We start from the raw sequence: 24,490 nt of genomic DNA, 5'->3' as shown, positions 1-24,490 counted from the left end.
CGGGAAGCCGGGATCAGAACTTGATGCTGCCGATCATGTCGGCGACGTTCGTCGTCAGTTCGTCGATCGTGGGGGCCATGGTCGAGGAAGCGAGGTAGAAGCCCAGGAGCATGCAGACGATCGCATGCCCGGCCTTCAGTCCCGACTTCTTGATCAGGATGAAGACGATGATCGCCAGCAGCACCACCGCCGAAATCGAGAGTGCCACGGCGGTTCACCTCCACTCAGAGCACGCCAACCAGTGAGCCGGACATCCATACTTCCGTACATGCATACCGCAGCCAGCAGGGTGATACCCACGTAGCGTTATTGATCATAGCTATCCGTACGCGCGCATCCTTGGGCGCACGGATGCGCAAGGGAGCGCATGGCCAATCATCGCCATAGGGTCGGTTCATGACGATCGAGCCTGCTGACTCCTTCCCCCGACGGCATGCGCGCACCCAGCGGTTCACGCTCGGCGCGCCGCGTTCCTTCACCGTGGCGCCCGACGGTTCGCGTGTCGTGTTCCTGCGGTCGTCCTCCGGTACGGACCGGGCGAACTCGCTGTGGGTGCTGGACCTGGCGGACGGTCAGGAGCGCCTGGCCGCCGACCCGCGGGCCCTGCTGGAGGGCGGCGAGGAGCAGTTGCCGGCCGAGGAGCGGGCGCGCCGGGAGCGCAGCCGGGAGGGCGGGGCCGGCATCGTCGGGTACGCCACCGACTCGGCCGTGGAGACGGCCGCGTTCACCCTGTCAGGTCGGCTCTTCACGGCCGAGCTGCGGGCGGGCAGCGTGCGCGAGCTCGCCGTGCCGGGGCCGGTCCTCGATCCCCGGCCCTCTCCCGACGGGCGGCTCGTCGCCTATGTCGCCGCGGGCGCGCTGCGGGTGGTGGGGGCCGAGGGCGCGGGCGACCGGGTGCTCGCCGGCGGTGGGGCGCAGGACGGCACGGACAGCGCCCCGCCCGGCGTGTCGTACGGGCTCGCGGAGTTCGTCGCGGCGGAGGAAATGGGGCGTTCGCGGGGGTTCTGGTGGTCGCCGGAGTCGGATCGGCTGCTCGTCGCGCGCGTGGACGACACGCCGGTGCGGCGCTGGTGGATCTCGGACCCCGCACAGCCGGAACGTGAGCCACAACACGTTCCCTATCCGGCGGCCGGGACGGCGAACGCGGACGTCCGGTTGTTCGTCGTGGGGCTCGACGGGGGCCGCACGGAGGTCTCCTGGGACCGGGACCGGTACCCGTATCTCGCACGTGTGCACTGGTCAGCGGCCGGGGCGCCGCTCCTTCTGGTGCAGGCCCGCGACCAGCGCAGCCAGCTGTACCTGGCGGTGGACCCGGACAGCGGGGAGACGCGGATGGTGCACGCCGACGAGGATCCGATTTGGCTGGATCTTTTCGCCGGGGTGCCGTGCTGGTCGCCCTCCGGGCAGCTGGTCCGGATCGCCGACGAGGGCGGCGCGCGGGTGTTGACGGTGGGTGAACGGCCGCTGACCGGGGACCAGTTGCATGTGCGGGCCGTGCTGGACGTGGGTGAGGACGACGTGCTCGTCTCCGCCTCCGCCGGGGCGGGTGCGGCGGTGCCCGAGATCGGCGAGGTGCATGTCTACCGGGTCAACGAGCTGGGCGTGGAGCGCGTGTCGCAGGAGCCCGGCGTGCACTCGGCGGTGCGCTCCGGGGGCGTGACCGTACTGGTGTCGGCGACGCCGGACCGGCCGGGGGCGCGGGTACGGGTGCTGCGCGCCGACCAGCAGGCGGCCACTGTCCCCTCGTACGCCGAAGATCCCGGTCTGTCCCCGCGCATGACGCTCCTCGAAGGGGGCGCACGGCGTGTCCCGTGCGCCCTGCTCATGCCTACGGACTACGACGGAGTCACCCCCCTGCCGGTGCTGCTGGACCCCTACGGAGGTCCGCACGGCCCGCGCGTGGTCGCCGCGCACAACGCGCATCTGACCTCGCAGTGGTTCGCCGACCAGGGGTTCGCGGTCCTCGTGGCGGACGGGCGCGGTACGCCCGGACGGTCGCCGGCGTGGGAGAAGGAGATCCACCACGCCTTCACCGTCTCCCTCGACGACCAGATCGACGCGCTGCACGATCTCGCCCGTTCGCATCCGCTGGACCTGTCCCGCGTCGCCATCCGCGGCTGGTCCTACGGCGGTTGGCTCGCGGCGCTGGCCGTGCTGCGGCGGCCCGACGTCTTCCACGCCGGGATCGCGGGGGCGCCGGTGACGGACTGGCGGCTGTACGACACCCACTACACCGAGCGGTACTTGGGCGATCCGGCGGCCGGTCCGGAGGTCTACGCCCGCAATTCCCTGGTCACCGACGAGGGGCTGTCCTCCCCCGCCGAGCCGCACCGGCCGCTGATGATCGTGCACGGGCTCGCGGACGACAACGTGGTCGTCGCGCACGCGCTGCGGCTGTCCACGGCGTTGCTGGCCGCCGGCCGGCCGCACGAGGTGCTGCCGCTGTCCGGGGTGACCCATATGACGCCGCAGGAGCAGGTCGCCGAGAACCTGCTGCTGCTCCAGGTCGACTTCCTCAAGCGGGCCCTGCGCCTGGACTGACCCCCGCCGCACGGCGACGGGCCGGGGTGACATGGCGCACCCCGGCCCGCTTACGGCACCCGCACGGCCGTACGGTGTTCAGCTTCCCGCGTCCGTATATCGGAACAGGGTCGGGCAAGTTGCGCCCGTGTTACTCGGGTTGGTCCGGATGCGCAGGGGGCTCCGGACGCCGCGGCCCCTCCCCGTGCACCGGGGAGGCGGGACGCTCCGGGTGCTCGGCCGGCACCACCTGCTTCTCCTCCGCGAACAGACACGCCGAGTCATGCGCTGCGGGCCCGCCGGCCGGGGCCAGGTGGGGCGGTACGGCGAGCAGGGGCACCTCCTCGGCGCAGCGGGGGCGGGCCTTGAAACAGCGGGTGCGGAAGCGGCAGCCGGAGGGGATGTTCGTCGGGGAGGGCACGTCACCGGCGAGGATGATCCGTTCGCGGTGCTCGCGGGCCTCGGGGTCGGGGACGGGCACCGCGGAGAGCAGCGCCTGGGTGTAGGGGTGCGTGGGGTGGTCGTAGATCTCCGCGTCCCTGCCGATCTCCACGATGCGGCCCAGGTACATCACCCCGACCCGGTCGGAGATGTGCCGGACGATCGACAGGTCGTGGGCGATGAAGACGTAGGAGAGGTCGAACTCCGCCTGGAGGCGGTCCAGGAGGTTGATGACCTGGGCCTGCACGGAGACGTCGAGGGCCGAGACCGGTTCGTCGGCGACGATCACCTCCGGCCGCAGGGCCAGCCCCCGTGCGATGCCGATGCGTTGGCGCTGGCCGCCGGAGAACTGGTGGGGGTAGCGGTTGATGTACTCGGGGTTGAGGCCGACCACGTCCAGGAGTTCCCGGACCTTGCGGCGGCGGTCGCCCTTGGGGGCCACCTCGGGATGGATCTCGTACGGTTCGCCGATGATGTCGCCCACCGTCATCCGGGGGTTGAGGGAGGTGTACGGGTCCTGGAAGACCATCTGGATGTTGCGGCGGACGGCCCGGAGGGCCTTGCCGGACAGCCGGGTGATGTCCTCGCCCTTGTAGCGGATCTCGCCGGCGGTCGGCTTCTCCAGGTTCACCAGCATCTTGGCGACGGTGGACTTGCCGCAGCCGGACTCGCCGACGATGCCCAGGGTCTCGCCCCGGTGGAGGCTGAAGTCGACGCCGTCGACGGCCTTGACCGCGCCGATCTGCTTCTTGAAGAGGACGCCCTGGGTGAGGGGGTAGTGCTTGACGAGTCCGCGCACCTCCAGGATCGGCTCAGCCATCGATGCACTCCCTCCAGAAGTGGCAGGCGCTGCGGCGTTCGGCGTTCACCTCGTACAGGGGCGGCACATCGGTGCGGCAGACGTCGCGGGCCATCGGGCAGCGGGGGTGGAAGGCGCAGCCCGGCGGGATGGCGAGCAGGTTCGGGGGCAGGCCCTTGATGGCGTAGAGCTCCTGGCCCTTCTGGTCCAGGCGCGGGATGGAGTCGAGCAGACCGCGGGTGTAGGGGTGGGCGGGCGCCTTGTAGATGTCGTGGACGGGGGCCGTCTCCACGATCCGGCCCGCGTACATGACGGCGATCCGGTCGGCGACGTCCGCGACGACGCCGAGGTCGTGGGTGATGAGGATGAGGCCCATGCGCAGCTCGCGCTGGAGCTCGGCGAGCAGTTCCATGACCTGGGCCTGGACGGTGACGTCCAGGGCGGTGGTCGGCTCGTCGGCGATGATGAGCGCCGGTTCCAGGGCCAGCGCCATGGCGATCATGATGCGCTGGCGCATACCGCCGGAGAACTGGTGCGGGTACTGGCGGACGCGTTCCTTGGCGGCCGGGATGCGGACCCGGTCCATGAGCTCCACGGCTTTGGCGCGGGCGTCCTTCCTGGACATGCCGCGGTGGACGACGAACATCTCCCCCAGCTGGTCGCCGACGGTCAGGACGGGGTTCAGCGAGGACAGCGCGTCCTGGAAGATCATCGCCATCTCGGCGCCGCGGACCTTGCGCCGCTCCTCCTCCTTGAGCGTGAGCAGGTCCCTGCCCTGGAAGAGGATCTCGCCGCCGGTGATGCGGCCGGGCGGCATGTCGAGGATGCCCATGACCGCCTGGGCGGTGACGGACTTGCCGGAGCCGGACTCGCCGAGCACGGCGAGGGTCTCGCCGGCGTCGACGGCGTAGGAGACTCCGTTGACGGCCTTGGCGATGCCGTCGCGGGTCTTGAACTCCACGTGCAGATCGCGCACTTGAAGCAGCATGGCGCCGTCACCTCAGCTTCGGGTCGAGGGCGTCGCGCACCGCGTCGCCGAGCATGATGAACGCCAGGACGGTGAGGGCGAGCGCGCCGGACGGCCAGAGCAGGGCGTGCGGGGCGTTGCGCACGTACGGGGAGGCGGCGGAGATGTCGATCCCCCAGGAGACGCTGGGCGGTTTCAGGCCGACGCCGAGGTAGGACAGCGTGGCCTCCAGGGCGATGTAGGTGCCCAGCGCGATGGTCGCGACGACGATGACCGGGGCGACGGCGTTGGGCGCGATGTGCCGCAGCAGCATGCGGGAGTTGGTGGCGCCGAGGGCGCGGGCTGCCTGCACGTAGTCGTTCTGTTTGGCGGTGATGACCGAGCCGCGGGCGATGCGGGAGATCTGCGGCCAGCCGAGCAGCACCATGAAGCCGATGACCGGCCACACGGTGTTGCTGGTGACGACGGACAGCAGGACCAGGCCGCCGAGGATCACCGGGATCGCGAAGAAGATGTCGGTGATGCGGGACAGGACCGAGTCCCACACACCGCCGAAGAAGCCGGCCAGGCCGCCGAGGACCGAGCCGAGGATCGCGACGCCGAGCGTGGCGCAGACGCCGACCGTGACGGACGTCCGGGCGCCGTAGACGGTGCGGGTGTAGACGTCGCAGCCCTGGCCGTCGAAGCCGAACGGGTGACCGGGCTGGGAGCCCTGCTGGGCCCGGGAGAGATCGCACTTGAGGGGGCTGCCGGAGGCGATGGCGGAGGGCCACAGGGAGACGAAGACCAGGAAGAGGATGACCAGGCCGGAGAGGATGAAGACGGGGTTGCGGCGCAGGTCGTGCCAGGCGTCGGACCACAGGCTGCGGGGTTTGCCGGCGGGGCCGGTGCCCTCGGGACCGCCGGGCGTCTTCTCCAGCGTCTCGGCCTCCGTGACGGCCAGATCCATCGCACCGCCCATGCCGGCGCCGGAGACGGCCCGGTCGGCGTCGTACTGCTCAGGCATAGCGGATCCTCGGGTCGAGTACGGCGTACAGGAGGTCGACGAGCAGGTTGGCGACCAGGAAGACCAGGACGAGGACGGTCACGAAGCCGACGACGGTCTGGGTGTTCTGCCGGACGATGCCCTGGTAGAGCTGGTAGCCGACGCCGTGGATGTTGAAGATCCGCTCGGTGACGATCGCTCCGCCCATCAGGGCGCCGATGTCGGCGCCGATGAAGGTGACCACGGGGATCAGGGAGTTGCGCAGCAGGTGCCGGGAGATCACCCGGCGCCGGGGCAGGCCCTTGGCGATGGCGGTACGGACGTAGTCGGAGCGCCGGTTCTCCGCGATCGAGGTGCGGGTCAGCCGGGTGACGTACGCCAGGGACACCGAGGCCAGCACCAGGCCGGGCAGGATCAGCTCGTCGAAGGGGGCGGCGGAGGAGACGGAGGGGCGGATCCAGCCCCATTCGACGCCGAGCAGCAGCTGGAGCAGCAGGCCGGTGACGAAGGTGGGGACGGAGATCACGACGAGGGTGGTGACCAGCACGCCGGTGTCCACGGGCCGGCCCCGGCGCAGCCCGGTGATCACACCGAGGGTGATGCCGATGACGATCTCGAAGAGGATCGCCACGATGGTGAGCCGGATGGTGACGGGGAAGGCCGTCGACATCAGCTCGGTGACCTCCTGGCCGTTGAAGGCCGTGCCGAAGTCGCCGGTGAACAGGTTCCCCATGTAGGTCAGGTATTGCTGCCACACGGGCTTGTCGAGGCCGAACTCGTGACGGAGCTGTGCGGCGGTGGCCGGGTCGCACTGCCGGTCGCCGCACAGGCCCGCGATGGGGTCGCCCATCACGTTCACCATCAGGAAGATCAGCAGGGTGGACCCGATGAACACCGGGATCATCTGCAGCAGTCGCCGGACGACGTACCGCCCCACGCGCTCAGCCCACCTTGATCTCGTTGTAGACGGGCACGCTGAACGGGTTCAGCGCCACGTTCGACAGCCGCTCCGACCAGCCGGCGCTGCCGTTCTGGTACCACAGCGGGATCGCGGCCATCTCGTCGCGGACGACCTCCTCGGCCTGCTGGAACAGCTCGATGGCCTTGGCGGTGTCGGTCTCGGCGTTGGCGCGGTCGACGAGGTCGTCGAACTTCTCGCTGCTCCACTTGCCGTCGTTGGAGGAGGCGTTGGTGTAGTAGAGCGGCTGGAGGAAGTTCTGGATGAGCGGGTAGTCCATCTGCCAGCCGGCCCGGAAGGGGCCGCGCAGCTTCTGGGTGGATGCCTGGCTGCGGAAGTCGGCGAAGGTGCCGACGGGGTTGCCGACGCAGGCCCTCTCGTTGTCCAGGGCGTTGTTGATGGAGTTGCACACGGCGTCCACCCAGAGCTTGTGGGAGCCGGTGTCCGCGTTGTACGTGATCTTCACCTGGCCGCCGGGGAGCCCGCCGCCCTCCTGGATCAGCTTCTTGGCCTCCTCGGCGTCGTACTCGCACCACTCACCGCACAGGCCCTCCTTGTAGCCGCCGTCCGCGCCGAGGACGGGCGAGGTCCAGTCGGTGGCGGGGGTGCGGGTGTTCTGGAAGATCGTCTTGGTGACCTGCTCGCGGTCGATGGCGCGGGAGAGGCCCTTGCGGATCTTGTCGCCGTTCGGCTTGTTCCAGTTCTTGTCGTAGAACGGGAAGGCGAGCGTCTGGATGATGCCGGCCGGGGTGTTGAGGTAGCGGTCGCCGAGGTCGGCCTGGACGTTGGCGAGCTGGGCGGCCGGGACGTCGTCGACGAGGTCGAGGTTGCCGGCCATCAGATCGGTGTAGGCGGTGTTGTTGTCGGTGTAGACCTTCAGGGTGACGCCACCGTTCTGGGCCTTGTCCGGGCCGGGGTACTGCTCCCACTTGCGCAGCCGCATCTCGGAGCCCTTGGTGTACCCCTGCACGGTGTACGGGCCGTTGCCGACGGGCTTGGACAGCCAGGCCGAGCGGTTCTCGAAGAAGGCGCGGGGCAGCGGGGCGTAGGCGGCGTAACCCAGCGTCTCGGGGAAGGTGGAGAACTTCTGGGTGAGCTTGACGGTGAAGGTCTTGTCGTTGACGACCTTCAGGCCGGACAGGGTGTCGGCGCTCTGCTTGCCCTGCTCGGGGTGGACCTTGTCGTAGCCCTCGATGTAGCCGAAGAAGTAGGCGTTCTTCTGGTTGTTCTTCAGGCTGGCGCCGTAGTTCCAGGCGTCGACGAAGGACCTGGCGGTCACCTTCTCGCCGTTGGAGAAGGTCCAGTCCTTGATGGTGATGGTGAAGGTCTGCGAGTCGGTGGTCTCGATCTTCTCGGCGAGCATGTCCTCGGCCTTGCCGGTCTTCGGGTCGTACCGCTTGAGACCTCGGAAGATCATGTCGAGCACCTTGCCGCCCTGCACCTCGTTGGTGTTGGCCGGCTCCAGCGGGTTCTGCGGGTCGGTCCAGGACGCGGAGAGCACCGCGCCGCCGTCGGCACCGCCGCCACCGCCGCCGTCGTCCCCGCCGCCTCCGCAGGCCGTCGCCGCCAGGACTACCGCCGCCGCACATGCGGTCCATCGGGCGTGAGTGGCTCCGCGCATGGAGTGCCTCCTCGTGAGTGCGCAAGTGCTGCGCTGTGGTGCGCTGTGCCGCCAGCGCCGAAGCACTGACCCGTCACCGGCCAATATCGGGGCATTCGGTGCATGGCGCACACGCACGGGGCTCTTCGGGCGACGCCGGGCCTCCTCATGGGCGTACACCTGGCGTTTACCGGTCGTAAATCGAGGATTTCTGTACTGACTGACGGATCAGCAGGCAGACTGCCGGAATGGTTGATCATTCCTTCGCCGACCTGGAGCTCGCCCAGCTGTACGACGCCCTCAACCAGTGGGGGCCGGACGACGACTTCTATCTGGAGCTGGTGATGTCCGCGCGGGCCGTGCTCGACGTGGGCTGCGGGACCGGGCGGCTGCTGCGGGGGGCGCGGGCGGCCGGGCACGAGGGACGGCTGACGGGGCTGGACCCGGCGGCGGCCATGCTGGTGCAGGCGCGGCGGGCGGCGCCGGACGTGGAGTGGGTGCTCGGCGATCTGGAGTCGGTGCGCTGGGAAGGCGAGTTCGAGCTGGCCGTGATGACCGGGCACGCGTTCCAGGAGCTGCTGGGGGACGAGCAGGTGCGGCGGCTGCTGGCGGGGGTGCGGCAGGCGCTGGCGCCGGGGGGCCGCTTCGTCTTCGAGACGCGCAATCCGGCGGCACGGGCCTGGGAGGAGTGGACGCCGGAGCGGGCGCGCGAGATCGCCGGGCCGGACGGGGCCGGGGTGCGGGTGTGGCACGAGGTGGTCGAGCCGGTTCTCGGGGACCGGGTGACGTTCACCGAGACGTTCGCGAGCCCCCGCTGGGAGCGCCGGCGGGTCAGCCGCAGTGTGCTGCGGTTCCTGGACGCGCAGGCGCTGGACGCCTTCCTGGCGGAGGCAGGGTTCGCGGTCGTGGGCCGATACGGCGACTGGCGGCGAGGGCCGTATGACCCTGCCGCCAGTCGCGAGATCGTCACCGAGGCGCGGCGCGCCTAGGCACGTCCTACTTGTCGTCCTTCTCCAGCGCCTTCAGCGCCGGGTCCAGGATGACGTCCTCGCCGTGGGCCTCCGTGGTCGGCTCCTCCGGGAAGTGGCAGGCCGTGAGGTGGCCGTCGCGGTTGCCGGAGAGCTGGACCAGCGGGGGCTCCTCCGTGGCGCACTTGTCCTGCGCCTTCCAGCAGCGGGTGCGGAAGCGGCAGCCGGACGGCGGGTGGATCGGCGAGGGGACGTCACCGGAGAGGCGGATCCGCTCGCGCTGCTCGGCGTCGTCGGAGACGTCCACCTCGGGCACGGCCGACAGCAGGGCGTGGGTGTACGGGTGACGCGGCCGGTTGTAGATGGAGTCCCGGTCGCCGACCTCGACCACCTTGCCGAGGTACATCACCGCGACGCGCTGCGAGAAGTGCCGCACGATCGCCAGGTCGTGGGCGATGAAGACGAACGCGATGCCGAGCTCGTCCTGCACCTTCTGCAGCAGGTTGACGACCTGCGCCTGGATCGACACGTCGAGCGCGGAGACCGGCTCGTCGGCGACGATCAGCTTCGGGTTCAGGGCGAGCGCGCGGGCGACACCGATGCGCTGGCGCTGACCGCCGGAGAACTCGTGCGGGAAGCGGTTGTAGTGCTCGGGGTTGAGGCCGACCAGCTCAAGGAGCTCGCGGACCTTCTTCTCGCGCCCGCCCTCGGGGTTGATCCCGTTGACCTCCATCGGCGACTTGATGATCGTGCCGACGGTCTGCCGCGGGTTCAGCGAGGAGTACGGGTCCTGGAAGATCATCTGGATCTCGGACCGCACCGGCGCCAGCTGCTTGCGCTTGGCGTGGGTGATGTCCTGGCCGCGGTAGGTGATCTGGCCGGCCGTCGGCTCCAGCAGGCGGGTGATCAGCCGGCCCATGGTCGACTTGCCGCAGCCGGACTCGCCGACCACACCGAGGCTCTCGCCGACGCCGACGGTCAGGTCGACACCGTCGACCGCCTGGACCGCGCCGACCTTGCGCTTGATCGGGAAGCCGCCGTAGATCGGGAAGTGCTTGGTGAGGCCCTTGACCTCGAGCAGCGTCTCCCGAGCGGTGTCGGTGGTGCCCTGCTGATCGGGGAGGGTGAGGTTCTCGCTCATGATCTCGTCTCTCCCTAGCGCAGCCGGGGCTGGATCTCGTCGATGAAGATGGCCTGCTTCTGCTCGGCCGTCAGGTGGCACGCGGCCGCGCGGCCGTCCGCGAGCGGCGGCCGGGCCGTGGTGCACAGGTCGCCCTCGACCTTGTCCGTGTAGGCGCAGCGCGGGTTGAAGCGGCAGCCCGACGGCGGGTTGAGCAGGGACGGCGGGGTGCCGGGGATGGGTGTCAGCTCCTGGTGGATGTCACCGTCGAGGCGCGGCATCGAGCTGAGCAGACCCCAGGTGTAGGGGTGCTTGGGCGTGCCCAGCACCTCCTTGACGGTGCCGCGCTCCACGGCCCGGCCGGCGTACATCACCAGCAGGTCGTCGGCCATGTTGGCGATGACGCCCAGGTCATGGGTGATGAAGATGATCGCGGAGCCGAACTCCTGCTGGAGGTCCTTGAGCAGGTCCAGGATCTGGGCCTGCACGGTCACGTCGAGCGCGGTGGTCGGCTCGTCGGCGATCAGCAGCTCGGGGTCGCACATCAGGGCCATGGCGATCATCGCGCGCTGGCGCATACCGCCGGAGAACTGGTGCGGGTAGTCGTCGAAGCGCACCTTGGGCTGCGGGATGCCGACCTTCTCCAGCATCTGGATGGCGCGGTCCTTGGCCTCCTTCTTGGAGGCGCCCATGTGCTTCATGTACGGCTCGGACAGCTGCCGGCCCACCGTGTAGTACGGGGACAGCGCGGTCAGCGGGTCCTGGAAGATCATCGCCATCTTGTTGCCGCGGAGCTTCTCCAGCTCCTTGTCACTGGCGGTGACGAGCTCCTTGCCGTCGAGGACGATCTCGCCGTCGACGGTGGTGCTGCGGGGGTTGTGCAGGCCGAGGATCGTCAGGTTGGTGACGGACTTGCCGGAGCCGGACTCGCCGACGATGCCCAGGGTCTTGCCGCGCTCGATGTCGAAGGAGAGGCCGTCGACCGCCTTGACGATGCCGTCCTCGGTGGAGAACTGCACCCGCAGGTCACGGACCGAGAGGAAGCTCTCGGGCCCGGTCGGGGCCGGGGCGTCCTCGGTCTTGGTCAGTGTGGTCACGGTGGTTGGTTCTTCCTAGGAGAGCCGGACGCGCGGGTCGATCCAGGCGTACGCGATGTCGGTGAGGATGTTCAGGAGCAGGATGAAGAAGGCTCCGACCAGCATCACACCCATGGTCAACGGGAGGTCCTTGTTGACCGCGCCGTCCACGGCGAGCATGCCGATGCCCTGCAGCGAGAAGGTCAGCTCGGTGACCACACCACCGCCGAGCAGCGAGCTGATGTCGATGCCGAGCACGGTGACGATCGGGATCAGGGAGCCGCGCCAGGCGTAGCGGAAGAAGACGTACTGCTTCGACATTCCCTTGGCCCGGGCGGTGCGCACGTGCTCCTCGGCGAGCTGCTCGATGAGCGAGGCGCGCGCCATACGGGTGTACTGCGCGGTGAAGATGGTGGCCATCACGAGCATCGGGATCCACAGGCCACCGAGCCAGGCGAGCGGACCGTCCGTGAACGGCACGTACTTGGGGTCCTCCACCCATCCGGTGCTGTACACGAAGATCAGCAGCACGATCGGGCCGAGGAAGTAGATCTGGAAGGAGCTGAGCACCATCGAGGAGCCGGTGGCGATCTTGTCGAGCGCCGATCCGCGCTTGTACGCGGAGATCATGCCGGCCCCGATGCCGAGGGTGAGGAAGACGAAGAGGGCTCCCACGGTCAGCGAGATGGTGAGCGGGAAGCGGTCCATGATGATGTCCCAGACGCCCTCGTCGTAGTAGAACGACTGGCCGAGGCAGGGGGCCGGGCAGTGGCCGGTGGGGAAGTCACGCCCCATCACGATGCCGGACATGAAGTCCCAGAACTGCTGGGCGATGGGCAGGTTGAGGCCCAGGGCCTCGCGGATGTCCTCGAGTCTCGCCGCGGAGCAGTCCTTGCCACAGGCCAGGGAGGCGTAGTCGGACGGTGCGGCGACGAAGAGGAAGAACGTGGCGGCACCGATGAGGAACAGGGTGACGACGGCACCGACCAAGCGCCGGATGATGAACTGAAGCATGGCGGGGTGGCTGCTCTCTGCGACAGACGGTGGACGGATTCACGGAACCGCGGGAGTGCGCTCCGCCGGGGGCGCACTCCCGCGATCAGCCGTAGAGAGTTACGACTTCAGGAACAGGCGGGTGACGTCGATGTAGCTCGACTCGGTGCTGTAGCGGGCACCGCCGATGTTCGAACCGTAGAGCTGGAACTGCTTGGTGTACCACAGCGGGGCGGCCGGGTTGACCTGCTCCATGATGTAGTGGTGCGCCTCTTCCCAGGTCTTGGCGGCCTCGGCCGGCTCCTGGGTCAGAGCCTTCTTGATCAGCTCCTGGACCTTCGGGTCGTCGATGTGGCTGTAGTTCGAGCCACCGTCCTGGACCTGCGAACCGTCGTAGATCGGCGTGACGACCGTACCCGGGGACGGCCAGTCCTGGCCCCAGCCCGTGATGTAGATGTCGTACGGGTTCTTGAGCTTACCGATCTGCTCGTAGTAGCTCGCGGCGTCGATCTCCTTGGAGACCACGTCGATGCCGACCTTCTTCAGGGCGTCCTCGACGGCGACCTTGCGCTTCTGGCCGGCCTCGCTGTTGCCGTAGGCGAAGACGAGCTTCTTCTCGGAGGCGGGAACGTCCTTCAGGAGCTCCTTGGCCTTCTCGATGTTGCCCTGCGGCGTCTTCAGACGGCCGAACGGGTCGTACGTCGGGTCGTAGCCCGGCAGCGTCGGGGCGAACAGGTTCGGGGCCACGTCGCCACCGAAGGCGCCGCCCTCACCGGCGATGAGCGACTTGGAGTTCATCGCGTAGGCGACGGCGTCACGAACCGTCTTGTTCTTGACGCGGTCGAGGTTGAACGTCAGCTGCATGACGTAGGGCTGGTAGCCCTTGATCGTGCGCTTGTTGACCGACGGGTTGGAGATGACGTCCTGGATCTGGGTGGCGTCGACCGAGCCGGTGAACTGGATGGCGTTCTTGTTGGCACCCTGGTCGGAGATCAGACGCTTGGTCTGGGTCGACTCGGTGACACCGAACTGGAAGTCCCAGCCGTCCACGTACTGGTGGCGCACGGAGTCGGTCTTCGGGTCCCAGTTCTCGTTCTTGACGAGCTTGAGGGACTTGCCGATCTTGTACTCGGCGACCTTGTACGGGCCCGTGGCGACCGGGGCCTTGTCGTACTTCTCCTTGGTGTCGGTCTCCTCGGGGACGACCGTGTAGCCCGGCATGGCCAGCGTCTGCGGCAGGTCCGGACGCGGCTTGTCGAAGTGGAAGACGATCGTCTTGTCGTCCGGGGTCTCCAGGACGGTGTCGGGCAGGTGCTTCTTGCCGTAGCCGCCGTCCGGGAGCATCTTGCGGTAGTCGTCGGCGTACTTGTCGCCGGCCAGCCACGTCTGGAGGTAGGTCGGGCCGTCGAAGATGAACTTCGCGAACTGACGCTCGAAGGTGTGGCGGATGTCGGCCGAGGTGATCGGGTTGCCGTTCTGGTCCTTGATGCCGTCCTTCAGCGTGTAGGTCCAGGTCTTGCCGCCGTCGGAGGACTTGCCGGAGTCGGTGGCGAGGTCACCGACGACCGAGACGTTGCCCTTGCCGTCCTCGGAGAAGTTCGTCAGACCGCGGAAGAGCAGGTTGGCGACCTGGCCGGCGTCGGAGACGTAGATCTGACCCGGGTCGAGGTGGGTCAGGCCCGCCTCCTGGTAGGCGATGATCGTGCCGCCCGGCTTGGCTCCGGGGACCTCCTCGGCGGGCCCGGTGGAGGCCGCGGCGTCGGCGTAGACGACCGGCTTGGACTGGGTGGCCGCCTCCTTCTGGTCCTTCTTGGAGTCCTTGCCGGTGCTCGTGCCCTTGTTCTCGGAGCAGCCGGTGAGCGCGAGGGAGCCGGCCGCGATGGCGACGACTATGGCACGCGCTCTGCGCGAGGTGAGCTTCATAGCGGTGAATGCACCTACCTGTCGGTTGTTATCCATGAGTACTGCCTGACGCGGCTGGTAGGCCGACGCGGGGGCGGCAGCCACCCCCCACCAGTGGACGAGTTACCGCCCGGACTTGGGGTCGAAGGCATCCCGGACCGAGTCTCCGAGGAGGTTGAAGGCCAGGATGAAGATCACCAGCGCCGTACCCGGGAAGAACATGAACGCCGGGTCCTGCTCAACGACATCGGCGCCGGCGGCGAACAGTCGTCCCCAGTCCGGGGTCGGCTCGACGAAGCCGACGCCCGCGAAGGACAGGAACGCGATGGTGAGGATCGTGCTGGGCAGGATGTACGTGAACTGCACCAGGATCGGCGAGACCACGTTCGGCAGGATCTCCTTGCGGACGATCCGCCAGGGCGAGGCGCCCGCGACCTTGGCGGCCTCCACGAACTCCCGCTCACGCAGGGACAGCACGGTGGAGCGGACCAGTCGGGCCATGCCCATCCAGCCCAGCACCCACAGCACGATCATGATCGCCAGCGCCCGGAAGTAGGTGGGCGTCTCCTCCTGCGGGTCCACGAAGAACGCGGTCACCACGGGCATGAAGGCGATGAAGAACAGCTGCGAGGGGAAGGACAGGAAGAAGTCCGTGACCCGGCCGAGCCAGTAGTCGACCCGGCCGCCGAAGTAGCCGCCGATCAGACCGACGATGACACCGGTCACGACCATCAGCACGGTGATGCCCAGCGCCATGAACAGCGAGGTGCGCATGCCGTACACGAGCATCGCGAACAGATCGCGGCCGTACTGCGGCTCCACACCGAACCAGTGGTCGGCGGAGACGCCGCCGAAGTAGCCGAGCGGCAGGCCGAAGTCGTCCAGCACCGGCTTGTCCGCGTACGTCGGGTCCTGGCCGTACAGCGTGTACGGGTCGGTACCGCTGATCGCGGTCAGCAGCGGAGCGCAGAGCGCGACGACGAAGTAGAAAATCACTACGCCGGCGCAGACCATGCCTGTACGGTCACGCTTGAAGCGCTGCCACATCAACTGCCCGGGGGAACGACCCTCAAGCTTCTTCTCGCCCTTGGCGACTTCGGAGGTCGCCTCGAGCTCAGGGTCCAAGGCGACCGCGGACCCGGAGCCCTCGGCCTTCGTCGGACTGGTCATGTGTGTTCTTCCCCCGGGGGGTTGGAGAGTTGAGCGCAGCACAGATACCGGCAGGTTCTGTGGTTTGGGGGAACTTTCGCCAAGTGCATCAACGCGCGTCAAGGGCGGAAGACATAGGGATCTCCCTAAGCGCAAATTTTTGAGCAAAAATTGCGAAGATTGACACCTGGTCGCGCTTGACAGGCGAGACACCGATCCGACATTTCGGACATTCGGGGAGGGATTTTTGTTTACATGTCCGAAACTTGATCGGCGGATCACCGATATCCGAACATCCCTCCAAGGGGGTCCGACGGCCTCCTGAACAGATCACGCCGGGCATGCCGAGGACCCGGCCCTCCCCCTGAAGGGAGAACCGGGTCCCGGATGGGTGCCGTCGAGGCGGCGTCAGCCGTGCTTGGCGCGGCTCGCGGCGCGGGCGCGCTCGCGGGCGTCCAGGTTCACCTTGCGGATGCGAACGGCCTCCGGGGTGACCTCCACGCACTCGTCGTCGCGGCAGAACTCCAGGGACTGCTCCAGCGACAGCTTGCGCGGGGGAACGATCGACTCGGCCACATCGGCCGTGGACGACCGCATGTTGGTGAGCTTCTTCTCCTTGGTGATGTTCACGTCCATGTCGTCGGAGCGGGAGTTCTCGCCGACGATCATGCCCTCGTACACCTCGGTGCCCGGCTCCACGAAGAGCACGCCGCGCTCCTGAAGGTTCGTCATCGCGAAGGCGGTGACGGCACCGGCACGGTCGGCGACCAGGGAGCCGTTGTTGCGGGTCTGCAGGGTGCCGAACCAGGGCTCGTGGCCCTCGTGGATGGAGTGCGCGATGCCCGTGCCGCGGGTCTGCGTCAGGAACTCCGTACGGAAGCCGATGAGGCCGCGGGAGGGCACCACGAACTCCATGCGCACCCAGCCCGAGCCGTGGTTGGACATGTTGTCCATACGGCCCTTGCGGACGCCCATGAGCTGGGTGACCGCGCCCATGTGCTCCTCGGGCACGTCGATCGTCATGCGCTCGACCGGCTCGTAGACCTTGCCGTCGACGTCCTTGGTGACCACCTGCGGCTTGCCGACGGTCAGCTCGTAGCCCTCCCGGCGCATGGTCTCGACGAGGATGGCCAGCGCCAGCTCGCCGCGGCCCTGGACCTCCCAGGCGTCGGGGCGGTCGGTCTCCAGCACGCGCAGCGAGACGTTGCCGATCAGCTCGCGGTCCAGGCGGTCCTTGACCTGGCGGGCGGTGACCTTGCGGTCCTTCACCGCCGCCTTGGCGTCGGCGCCCTTGCCGGTGCCGCCGCGGCCGACCAGCGGGGAGGTGTTGGTGCCGATGGTCATCGAGATCGCGGGCTCGTCGACCGTGATCAGCGGCAGCGCGATCGGGTTCTCCGGGTCGGCCAGGGTCTCGCCGATCATGATGTCGGGGATACCGGCGACCGCGCAGATGTCGCCCGGACCGGCCTTCTCGGCGGGCTTGCGGGTGAGCGCCTCGGTCATCATCAGCTCGGAGATGCGCACATTGCTGACCGAGCCGTCGCGCTTCATCCACGCGACCGTCTGGCCCTTCTTCAGCTCGCCCTGGTGCACCCGCAGCAGCGCGATACGGCCGAGGAAGTTGTCCGCGTCGAGGTTGGTGACGTGGGCCTGGAGCGGGGCGTCCTCGTCGTAGGACGGGGCAGGGATGGTGTCCAGGATGGTGGAGAAGAACGGCTCCAGGCTGTCGGAGTCCGCCGGGACCGTGCCGTCCTCCGGCTTGGTCAGCGAGGCGACGCCGTCACGGCCGCAGGCGTAGACGATCGGGAACTCGATCTGGTCCTCGTCGGCGTCCAGGTCCAGGAACAGGTCGTAGGTCTCGTTGACGACCTCGTCGATCCGGGAGTCCGGGCGGTCCGTCTTGTTGATGCACAGGATGATCGGCAGCCGCTGCTGGAGCGCCTTGCGCAGCACGAAGCGGGTCTGCGGCAGCGGGCCCTCGGAGGCGTCGACCAGCAGCACGACACCGTCGACCATCGACAGACCGCGCTCGACCTCGCCGCCGAAGTCGGCGTGGCCGGGGGTGTCGATGATGTTGATCGTGATGGGCTCCCCGCCGTCCTTCGGGTGGTACTTGACCGCCGTGTTCTTGGCGAGGATCGTGATGCCCTTCTCACGCTCCAGGTCGTTCGAGTCCATCATGCGGTCGTCGACGGAGTCGAGCTGGTGCGCGGCGAAGGCGCCGGCCTGCTTCAGCATGCCGTCGACGATGGTGGTCTTGCCGTGGTCGACGTGGGCGACGATGGCGACATTGCGGATGTCGTGGCGCGTGGCCATAGTGCGGCTTACTCCCGGAGTGTGAGGAAGGCCAGCGCGTCCATCGGTGGTACACGGGCCCTGCCGGGCTTGACATGCCACGGCCTCACCCCATGTTACGTGCCCCTGCGGGAGACGGCTTCCGCAGGGGCACTCACATGATCATCCGTCGCCCGGACGCGTGATCACTTCTCGGCGGGGGACGGGGACGCCTTCGCGCCCTTCTTCAGGAAGCCCATGTCCTCGTAGACCGGCGTCCGGAAACCGAACGCCCCCGCGTTGGCCAGGTTCTTCTTCGCCGCCACCAGCTGGGGCCGCTGATACAGCGGGATCGAGCCCGCGGCCGCCCAGATCCGGGAGTCCGCCTTGCGGATCAGACCCCGGCGCTCCTCGTCGTCCAGCGTGGCCACGGCCTGGTCGAAGAGCTGGTCGACCTGGTCCGTGCCGACCCTCGTGTAGTTCTGCTCGACGCTCAGCGAGCCGTCGGCCGCCGGCACCGGCTTGGCGTAGATGGGCCGCCCGTCGGTGGCCGGGAAGGCGGACGCGGGCCAGGAGTACAGGGCGAGGTCGTACTCGCCCGCCGCGATGTGGTCCTTGAAGTAGCTCTCGTCGGAGACCTTGACGACCTGGGTCCGGATGCCGACCCGGTCCAGCATCCGCCGGATCCGCTCGGCGACCGTGCGCAGCGTCTGCGAGCCCTCACCGGAGGGCACCACGAACCGCAGGGTGAGCGCCTCGCCGTCCTTGGCCAGCGGCCCGCTCCGCGCACCGGCCGGCGCGGCCGTGCCCTTCGGGGCGTACGCGCCCGGCGCACCGCCCTGCCGGAGCCGCTCGGCGTACTGCCTGCCGTCCTGGGCGAGATGGCGCTCCCCGTCCCGGACGCGCCGCTCCCGCTCGGTGCCCTCCCCGGCCTCCGCGCGGCGCTCGGCCTCGCGGTATGCCTTGTTGTCCTCGCCGCCCACGATGTAGGTGCCGTCGGAGCCGCCCTCGGACTGCTGCTCGCCGGCCTTCCTGCCCTTGGCCCCGGCGGCCTTCTCGCCCTCCTTGCCCTCCTTGACGGGCCCGCCGCGCACCCAGCCGGCGTCGGCGAGGAGCGCCTGTGCCTCCTCGGTGTCCTGGCCGCCGAGGGCGCCGCTGTTGTCGGCGTAGGCGGCCTGTCCGGACAGGGCGAGGTGGCTGCCGACCGGTTCGGCGGGCAGGCCGAGCGGCTTCAGCACGATGCGGGCCAGCTCCTCGCGGTCCAGGGCGCGGGCCACGGCACGGCGCACCCGCTCGTCGGCGAGGGGGCCGCCGGCGCCGTTCAGGGCGAGCTGGGTGAAGGCGGGCTCCAGGGACTTGCGGACCTCGAAGCCGCGCAGCGCCTGCTGCTGCCTGTCCCACCGGGCGACGGCCCTGCGCAGCTTCTGGCGGGCCTGCACCTCCTGCTCGGCGGCCTCCTCGTCGGAGCCGTTGGCCAGCGCCCAGGAGCGCAGCGCCCTGGCCGCCGTACGGCCGCCGCCGGGGCCGGCGAGGGGGCCGGCCGCGCCCTTGGCGGCGCTGTCGAGGCGGGCGGCGGCCTCGGGGTCGATCTCGGCCAGGTCGACGGCGTCGGCGGCCAGCGCCTCGGCCCGCTCGTCGCGCGGCACCGCCTTCAGCACGATCTTGTCGAGCTTGGGGGGCGCTCCCCACCAGCGCGGATTGCGGGCCAGGGTGACCTCGTCGTCCTTGCGGTCGACCTTCTTCAGGGAGTACGGCCCGGCGGTGACCTTCAGCTTGCGGCGGGCGCCGTCGTTGAAGGAGTCCGGGGTGCCCATGACCTCCTTCGGGTACAGCGGCGAGAACAGCGACTTCCAGTCGGCGTAGGGCCGCGCGAAGGTGACCTTGACCTCGAGGTCGTTGGCGCCGCGTTCGATCCGCTCGATGCGGTCGTAGCCGGCGTTGCGGGCGGTCCAGTAGGCGCTGTCCTTGCCGGACAGGGCGCGCCACTGGGCGGCGAAGTCGGCCGCGCCGATCTCGCGGCCGTCGCTCCAGACGGCCTGCTGGTGGAGCTTGTAGAGCACCACCTGACGGGGCTCGGTCTCGACGACCTTGGCGGACTCCAGGAAGTCGGTGTTGCGTTCCGGCCGCCCGTTCGCGTCCAGCCGGTACATCGACGGCAGCACGGCCTGGGCGATCCGGGTGGTGGTGGCGTCGGCGTCGGACTGGAAGGTGTTGAGGGTCTCCGGTACGGCGTCCACGGCCCAGCGCAGGGTGCCGCCGTCGGCGACCTGGGCGCGTGCGGCCTCGCCGATGTCGGCGCCGGCCAGGGGCTTGCCGGCGTCGTCGGACTCGCCGCAGCCAGCGAGCAGGGGCAGCGCGAGCGCACCCGCGGTGAGAACGGCCGCCGAGCGGGTGAGGCCGCGCGGGGCCGTCCTGTGCCTGCGGGTGCGCCGTGGCCGGTCGCGCAGTTCCTCGCGCCCCTTCAGGGTGCTGACGAACCGCGGCTCATCGGTCCAGGCTCTGGGTCCGACGCCGTCGTGGGACATCTCTGGTTACCTCCGGAAGCCGCGGGGGTTATGATCACGTTTGGCGGTATTTGGTGCTGATCAGATGTATGCGGAGATCCGCAGCCACTGAAGAGGAAAGGGTTCGGCAACAGGGGGCGACACGGCGGCAACGGGTGACAAGCCCACCCGTGCGGCGCAACGCACCCAGGGAGTGCACCCGCACGCCTCGGCCAATCGGTGCACATCCCTTCCCACCCGCCGGTGTGACGCGCAACACTCGCAGGCGCATGAACGTCACCATCGAGGGCCGGGCCCCCGGCCGCACCTCCGATGGAAAAGAGGTCACGTCATGTCCGTGCACGACGAACTCACGTCGGTCCAGCGCTGCCTCGACGATCTGTCCCGGTCGGTGAGCCGCCTGGAACAGCAGCTCGGCAGCAGCGCGGGGCTGGACATGCGCCGGGTCCGCACCGACGCCGACCATCTGCGCGAGAGCGTCTCCCTGCTCCGGGAGGCCACCTCCGCCCAGGGCGCCCAGCGCAAGCCGGAACTGGTCACCATCCCCGACACCCCGTACGACGACAGCCTGTGGGTCGACATCGACGACGAGGGCCTGGGAGCCCGCGACCGGCGCGCCCCCTGAGCTCCCCGTCGAGCCCCCCGTCGAGCCTCCTGTCAGGAGACGGAGTCCGCATTGGCCACTGACACGGAACCCCATCCGCACAGCGGCGGCGTCCGGTCCGCGACGCGCGCCGCGATCGAAGCCCGGCATCTGCGGACCGACCGGTGGTGGCTGGCACCCGCGGCCACCACCGCCGGTCTGCTCGCCTTCATCGTCTACTCGACCTGGCGTGCCTTCGCGAACGACGACTACTACGCAGCCCCGTACGTCTCACCGTTCTACTCGCCGTGCCTGGCGGAGAACTGCGTACCCATGAAGGCCGGCCCCAACTGGGAGATCTTCGGGAGCTGGTGGGGCCTGTCCCCCGCGATCCTCATCCTGGTCTTCCCGCTGGGCTTCCGGCTGACCTGCTACTACTACCGCAAGGCGTACTACCGGGGCTTCTGGGCCTCCCCGCCGGCCTGCGCGGTGGCCGAGCCGCACACCAGGTACACCGGCGAGACCCGCTTCCCGCTGATCCTGCAGAACCTGCACCGGTACTTCTTCTACGCGGCGCTGCCGGTCGCCGCCATCCTCACCTACGACACGGTGCTCGCCTTCCGCGACGAGCACTACGACTGGGGCCACATGGGCCTCGGCACGGTCGTGTTCCTGGTCAACATCGTGCTGATCTGGGCGTACACGCTGTCCTGCCACTCCTGCCGGCACATCGTGGGCGGCAAGCTCAAGCACTTCTCCAGGCATCCCGTGCGGTACCGCATGTGGCAGCTGGTGGGCAGGCTCAACGCCCATCACATGCTGCTGGCCTGGACCTCCCTGGTGAGCGTGGCGCTCGCCGACTTCTACGTGTATCTCGTCGCGTCCGGCGCTTTCGATGATCCGAGGTTGTTCTGATGCCCGTGGTGGACCGCCAGGAGTGGGACGTCGTCGTGGTCGGCGCGGGCGGCGCCGGGCTGCGCGCCGCGATCGAGGCGCGTGAGCGCGGCGCGCGTACGGCGGTGATCTGCAAGTCGCTGTTCGGCAAGGCGCACACGGTGATGGCCGAGGGCGGCATCGCGGCGGCCATGGCCAACGCCAACGAGCACGACAACTGGCAGGTCCACTTCCGCGACACCCTGCGCGGCGGCAAGTTCCTCAACCAGTGGCGCATGGCCGAACTGCACGCCCAGGAGGCCCCGGACCGCGTGTGGGAGCTGGAGACCTGGGGCGCCCTCTTCGACCGTACGAAGGACGGCCGGATCTCCCAGCGCAACTTCGGCGGCCACGAGTACCCGCGCCTCGCCCACGTCGGCGACCGCACCGGGCTCGAACTGATCCGCACCCTCCAGCAGAAGATCGTCGCCCTGCAGCAGGAGGACCACCGCGAGACCGGCGACTACGAGTCCCGGCTGAAGGTGTTCCAGGAGTGCACGGTCACGCGCGTACTGAAGGACGACGGCGGCCGGGTCTCCGGCGTCTTCGCCTACGAACGGGAATCCGGCCGTTTCTTCGTCCTGGAGGCCCCCGCCGTGGTGATCGCCACCGGCGGCATCGGCAAGTCCTTCAAGGTGACGTCGAACTCCTGGGAGTACACCGGCGACGGCCACGCGCTGGCGCTGCTCGCCGGGGCGCCGCTGCTGAACATGGAGTTCGTGCAGTTCCATCCGACCGGCATGGTCTGGCCGCCGTCGGTGAAGGGCATCCTGGTCACCGAGTCGGTGCGCGGCGACGGCGGGGTGCTGCGCAACTCCGACGGCAAGCGGTTCATGTTCGACTACATCCCGGACGTCTTCAAGGAGAAGTACGCCGAGACGGAGGACGAGGCCGACCGCTGGTACGAGGACCCGGACCACAACCGGCGTCCCCCTGAGCTGCTGCCCCGCGACGAGGTGGCCCGCGCGATCAACTCCGAGGTCAAGGAGGGCCGGGGCTCCCCGCACGGCGGGGTCTTCCTGGACGTGTCGACGCGGATGCCCTCCGAGGTGATCAAGCGGCGGCTGCCGTCGATGTACCACCAGTTCAAGGAGCTGGCGGACGTCGACATCACGGCCGAGGCCATGGAGGTCGGGCCGACCTGCCACTACGTGATGGGCGGCATCGCCGTCGACTCCGACTCGGCGGCCGCGCGCGGGGTGCCGGGGCTGTTCGCGGCCGGTGAGGTGGCGGGCGGGATGCACGGCTCCAACCGGCTGGGCGGCAACTCCCTGTCCGACCTGCTGGTGTTCGGCCGCCGGGCGGGCTGGCACGCCGCCGAGTACGCGGCGGGGCTCGCGGGCGCGCGGCCGGCGGTGGACGCCGGGCAGGTGGACACGGCGGCGGCGGAGGCGCTGCGGCCGTTCTCGGTGGAGGGCGGGGACGGGGAGGAGTGGGACGGGCCGCCGGAGAACCCGTACACCCTGCACCAGGAGCTCCAGCAGACGATGAACGACCTCGTCGGCATCATCCGCCGCGAGGCCGAGATGAAGCAGGCCCTGGAGAAGCTGGCCGAACTGCGGTTGCGCGCCCGGCGGGCCGGGGTCGAGGGGCACCGGCAGTTCAATCCGGGCTGGCACCTCGCGCTCGACCTCCGGAACATGCTGCTGGTCAGCGAGTGCGTGGCGCGGGCGGCGCTGGAGCGCACCGAGTCGCGCGGCGGGCACACCCGCGAGGACTTCCCCGGCATGGACCGCAGATGGCGGGGCGTCAATCTGCTGTGCCGGCTCACCGACCCCACGGGCGGCCTGGCCGCCACCGATCCGGTGCGCGGGCAGATCGCCCTGGAGCGCGAGACCACCCCGCCCATCCGTCCGGACCTGCTCGCCCTCTTCGAGAAGGAGGAGCTGGTCAAGTACCTCGCCGAGGAGGAGCTGTACGAGTGAGCGGCTACCAGGCCCGGTTCAAGGTGTGGCGGGGCGACCAGGACGGCGGGGGCCTCGCGGACTTCGAGGTGGAGGTCAACGAGGGCGAGGTGGTGCTGGACATCGTCCACCGCATCCAGGCCACCCAGGCGCCCGACCTCGCGGTCCGCTGGAACTGCAAGGCGGGCAAGTGCGGTTCGTGCTCGGCGGAGATCAACGGGCGGCCGCGGCTGATGTGCATGACGCGGATGTCGGTGTTCGACCGCGCGGAGACGATCACGGTGACGCCCCTGCGCGCCTTCCCCGTCGTCCGCGACCTGGTCACCGACGTCGGCTTCAACTACGCCAAGGCGCGCGAGGTCCCGGCCTTCGTGCCGCCGGCCGGGCTGGCGCCCGGTGAGTACCGGATGATGCAGGAGGACGTGGACCGCTCGCAGGAGTTCCGCAAGTGCATCGAGTGCTTCCTGTGCCAGGACACCTGCCATGTGGTCCGCGACCACGAGGAGAACAAGACGGCGTTCGCGGGTCCGCGCTTCCTGATGCGGGTCGCCGAGCTCGACATGCATCCCCTGGACGCGGCCGAGGAGACCGGCCTGGACCGCAAGCGCACCGCGCAGGACGACCACGGGCTCGGCTACTGCAACATCACCAAGTGCTGCACGGAGGTCTGCCCCGAGGGCATCAAGATCACGGACAACGCGCTGATCCCGCTGAAGGAGCGGGCCGTCGACCGCAAGTACGACCCGCTGGTGTGGCTGGGCTCGAAGATCCGGAGGCGGTCCGGCCAGGGCTAACCCCGGTAGCGGGGGTGGTA

19 protein-coding genes are annotated in these 24,490 nt (G+C 69.2%); 6 read left to right on the top strand and 13 right to left on the bottom strand.

The features are described 5' to 3' along the window. Positions 1-13 precede the first annotated feature (13 nt). Positions 14-208 (bottom strand): hypothetical protein, encoded by a 195-nt coding sequence (locus tag ACSU6M_RS22280; RefSeq protein ID WP_437071704.1) that lies wholly within the window; start codon positions 206-208, stop codon positions 14-16. Positions 209-396: 188 nt separating this feature from the next. Between ACSU6M_RS22280 and ACSU6M_RS22275 the strand changes: the two genes are divergently transcribed. Next, positions 397-2,541 (top strand): prolyl oligopeptidase family serine peptidase, encoded by a 2,145-nt coding sequence (locus ACSU6M_RS22275; protein WP_437071702.1) that lies wholly within the window; start codon positions 397-399, stop codon positions 2,539-2,541. Positions 2,542-2,671: 130 nt separating this feature from the next. Here the strand turns inward: ACSU6M_RS22275 and ACSU6M_RS22270 are convergent, their stop codons facing one another. Genes ACSU6M_RS22270 through ACSU6M_RS22250 form a run of 5 tightly spaced genes read right to left on the bottom strand, consistent with a single transcriptional unit; the run spans position 2,672 to position 8,291 of the window. Beyond that, on the bottom strand, positions 2,672-3,781 hold the full coding sequence (locus ACSU6M_RS22270; RefSeq protein ID WP_437071700.1) for an ABC transporter ATP-binding protein: 1,110 nt from the start codon (positions 3,779-3,781) through the stop codon (positions 2,672-2,674). After that, positions 3,774-4,748 (bottom strand): ABC transporter ATP-binding protein, encoded by a 975-nt coding sequence (locus ACSU6M_RS22265; protein WP_437071698.1) that lies wholly within the window; start codon positions 4,746-4,748, stop codon positions 3,774-3,776. The genes ACSU6M_RS22270 and ACSU6M_RS22265 overlap by 8 nt, the downstream gene beginning before the upstream one ends. A gap of 7 nt (positions 4,749-4,755) precedes the next feature. Further along, positions 4,756-5,733, bottom strand: coding sequence for an ABC transporter permease (locus ACSU6M_RS22260; RefSeq protein ID WP_437071696.1), 978 nt, complete (start codon positions 5,731-5,733; stop codon positions 4,756-4,758). Then, a complete protein-coding gene (locus ACSU6M_RS22255) occupies positions 5,726-6,649 on the bottom strand; it encodes an ABC transporter permease (RefSeq protein ID WP_437071694.1) in 924 nt (307 codons plus the stop codon). The genes ACSU6M_RS22260 and ACSU6M_RS22255 overlap by 8 nt, the downstream gene beginning before the upstream one ends. A 4-nt stretch (positions 6,650-6,653) precedes the next feature. After that, positions 6,654-8,291 (bottom strand): peptide ABC transporter substrate-binding protein, encoded by a 1,638-nt coding sequence (locus tag ACSU6M_RS22250; RefSeq protein ID WP_437071692.1) that lies wholly within the window; start codon positions 8,289-8,291, stop codon positions 6,654-6,656. Positions 8,292-8,518: 227 nt separating this feature from the next. On the opposite strand from ACSU6M_RS22250, the gene ACSU6M_RS22245 reads away from it, so the two are divergent. Then, positions 8,519-9,259 carry a class I SAM-dependent methyltransferase gene (locus tag ACSU6M_RS22245; RefSeq protein WP_437071690.1) on the top strand — a complete coding sequence of 247 codons (741 nt, stop codon included), beginning with the start codon at positions 8,519-8,521 and terminating at the stop codon, positions 9,257-9,259. Between the two features lie 7 nt (positions 9,260-9,266). Here the strand turns inward: ACSU6M_RS22245 and ACSU6M_RS22240 are convergent, their stop codons facing one another. The 7 genes from ACSU6M_RS22240 to ACSU6M_RS22210 all read right to left on the bottom strand — a co-directional run bounded on the left by ACSU6M_RS22240 (position 9,267) and on the right by ACSU6M_RS22210 (position 20,277). Further along, entirely contained in the window at positions 9,267-10,379 is a 1,113-nt protein-coding gene (locus ACSU6M_RS22240; protein ID WP_437071688.1) for an ABC transporter ATP-binding protein, read from the bottom strand. 14 nt (positions 10,380-10,393) lie between these two features. Beyond that, a complete protein-coding gene (locus ACSU6M_RS22235; protein WP_437071686.1) occupies positions 10,394-11,455 on the bottom strand; it encodes an ABC transporter ATP-binding protein in 1,062 nt (353 codons plus the stop codon). Between the two features lie 15 nt (positions 11,456-11,470). Beyond that, entirely contained in the window at positions 11,471-12,448 is a 978-nt protein-coding gene (locus ACSU6M_RS22230) for an ABC transporter permease (RefSeq protein ID WP_437071684.1), read from the bottom strand. Between the two features lie 99 nt (positions 12,449-12,547). Then, on the bottom strand, positions 12,548-14,350 hold the full coding sequence (locus tag ACSU6M_RS22225; protein ID WP_437071682.1) for an ABC transporter substrate-binding protein: 1,803 nt from the start codon (positions 14,348-14,350) through the stop codon (positions 12,548-12,550). 102 nt (positions 14,351-14,452) lie between these two features. Next, positions 14,453-15,499, bottom strand: coding sequence for an ABC transporter permease (locus ACSU6M_RS22220; RefSeq protein ID WP_437071680.1), 1,047 nt, complete (start codon positions 15,497-15,499; stop codon positions 14,453-14,455). Positions 15,500-15,886: 387 nt separating this feature from the next. Continuing rightward, on the bottom strand, positions 15,887-17,794 hold the full coding sequence (gene typA / locus ACSU6M_RS22215) for a translational GTPase TypA (protein ID WP_437071678.1): 1,908 nt from the start codon (positions 17,792-17,794) through the stop codon (positions 15,887-15,889). A 164-nt stretch (positions 17,795-17,958) separates the two neighbouring features. Then, positions 17,959-20,277 (bottom strand): ABC transporter family substrate-binding protein, encoded by a 2,319-nt coding sequence (locus ACSU6M_RS22210; protein ID WP_437071676.1) that lies wholly within the window; start codon positions 20,275-20,277, stop codon positions 17,959-17,961. 310 nt (positions 20,278-20,587) lie between these two features. Here ACSU6M_RS22210 and ACSU6M_RS22205 point away from each other — a divergent pair, with 310 nt between their 5' ends. The 4 genes from ACSU6M_RS22205 to ACSU6M_RS22190 are packed head-to-tail and all read left to right on the top strand — an operon-like array spanning position 20,588 to position 24,470. Then, entirely contained in the window at positions 20,588-20,881 is a 294-nt protein-coding gene (locus ACSU6M_RS22205) for a hypothetical protein (protein ID WP_437071674.1), read from the top strand. Positions 20,882-20,932: 51 nt separating this feature from the next. Continuing rightward, on the top strand, positions 20,933-21,754 hold the full coding sequence (locus ACSU6M_RS22200; RefSeq protein WP_437071672.1) for a hypothetical protein: 822 nt from the start codon (positions 20,933-20,935) through the stop codon (positions 21,752-21,754). Continuing rightward, positions 21,754-23,697 (top strand): fumarate reductase/succinate dehydrogenase flavoprotein subunit, encoded by a 1,944-nt coding sequence (locus tag ACSU6M_RS22195; RefSeq protein WP_437071670.1) that lies wholly within the window; start codon positions 21,754-21,756, stop codon positions 23,695-23,697. The genes ACSU6M_RS22200 and ACSU6M_RS22195 overlap by 1 nt, the downstream gene beginning before the upstream one ends. Continuing rightward, on the top strand, positions 23,694-24,470 hold the full coding sequence (locus ACSU6M_RS22190; RefSeq protein ID WP_437071668.1) for a succinate dehydrogenase/fumarate reductase iron-sulfur subunit: 777 nt from the start codon (positions 23,694-23,696) through the stop codon (positions 24,468-24,470). The genes ACSU6M_RS22195 and ACSU6M_RS22190 overlap by 4 nt, the downstream gene beginning before the upstream one ends. Positions 24,471-24,490 lie beyond the last annotated feature (20 nt).

The organism is Streptomyces sp. enrichment culture, from assembly GCF_964272895.1.
GTDB lineage: Bacteria > Actinomycetota > Actinomycetes > Streptomycetales > Streptomycetaceae > Streptomyces.
This window is presented reverse-complemented; position numbering and strand designations above follow the sequence as displayed.

What these genes read in the sequence shown, in the direction of transcription:
- typA (WP_437071678.1), bottom strand. Translation starts at nt 17,794, where the DNA reads ATGGCCACGCGCCACGACATCCGCAATGTCGCCATCGTCGCCCACGTC.
- ACSU6M_RS22260 (WP_437071696.1), bottom strand. Translation starts at nt 5,733, where the DNA reads ATGCCTGAGCAGTACGACGCCGACCGGGCCGTCTCCGGCGCCGGCATG.
- ACSU6M_RS22230 (WP_437071684.1), bottom strand. Translation starts at nt 12,448, where the DNA reads ATGCTTCAGTTCATCATCCGGCGCTTGGTCGGTGCCGTCGTCACCCTG.
- ACSU6M_RS22210 (WP_437071676.1), bottom strand. Translation starts at nt 20,277, where the DNA reads ATGTCCCACGACGGCGTCGGACCCAGAGCCTGGACCGATGAGCCGCGG.
- ACSU6M_RS22220 (WP_437071680.1), bottom strand. Translation starts at nt 15,499, where the DNA reads ATGACCAGTCCGACGAAGGCCGAGGGCTCCGGGTCCGCGGTCGCCTTG.
- ACSU6M_RS22245 (WP_437071690.1), top strand. Translation starts at nt 8,519, where the DNA reads ATGGTTGATCATTCCTTCGCCGACCTGGAGCTCGCCCAGCTGTACGAC.
- ACSU6M_RS22265 (WP_437071698.1), bottom strand. Translation starts at nt 4,748, where the DNA reads ATGCTGCTTCAAGTGCGCGATCTGCACGTGGAGTTCAAGACCCGCGAC.
- ACSU6M_RS22275 (WP_437071702.1), top strand. Translation starts at nt 397, where the DNA reads ATGACGATCGAGCCTGCTGACTCCTTCCCCCGACGGCATGCGCGCACC.
- ACSU6M_RS22205 (WP_437071674.1), top strand. Translation starts at nt 20,588, where the DNA reads ATGTCCGTGCACGACGAACTCACGTCGGTCCAGCGCTGCCTCGACGAT.
- ACSU6M_RS22195 (WP_437071670.1), top strand. Translation starts at nt 21,754, where the DNA reads ATGCCCGTGGTGGACCGCCAGGAGTGGGACGTCGTCGTGGTCGGCGCG.
- ACSU6M_RS22225 (WP_437071682.1), bottom strand. Translation starts at nt 14,350, where the DNA reads ATGAAGCTCACCTCGCGCAGAGCGCGTGCCATAGTCGTCGCCATCGCG.
- ACSU6M_RS22250 (WP_437071692.1), bottom strand. Translation starts at nt 8,291, where the DNA reads ATGCGCGGAGCCACTCACGCCCGATGGACCGCATGTGCGGCGGCGGTA.
- ACSU6M_RS22270 (WP_437071700.1), bottom strand. Translation starts at nt 3,781, where the DNA reads ATGGCTGAGCCGATCCTGGAGGTGCGCGGACTCGTCAAGCACTACCCC.
- ACSU6M_RS22240 (WP_437071688.1), bottom strand. Translation starts at nt 10,379, where the DNA reads ATGAGCGAGAACCTCACCCTCCCCGATCAGCAGGGCACCACCGACACC.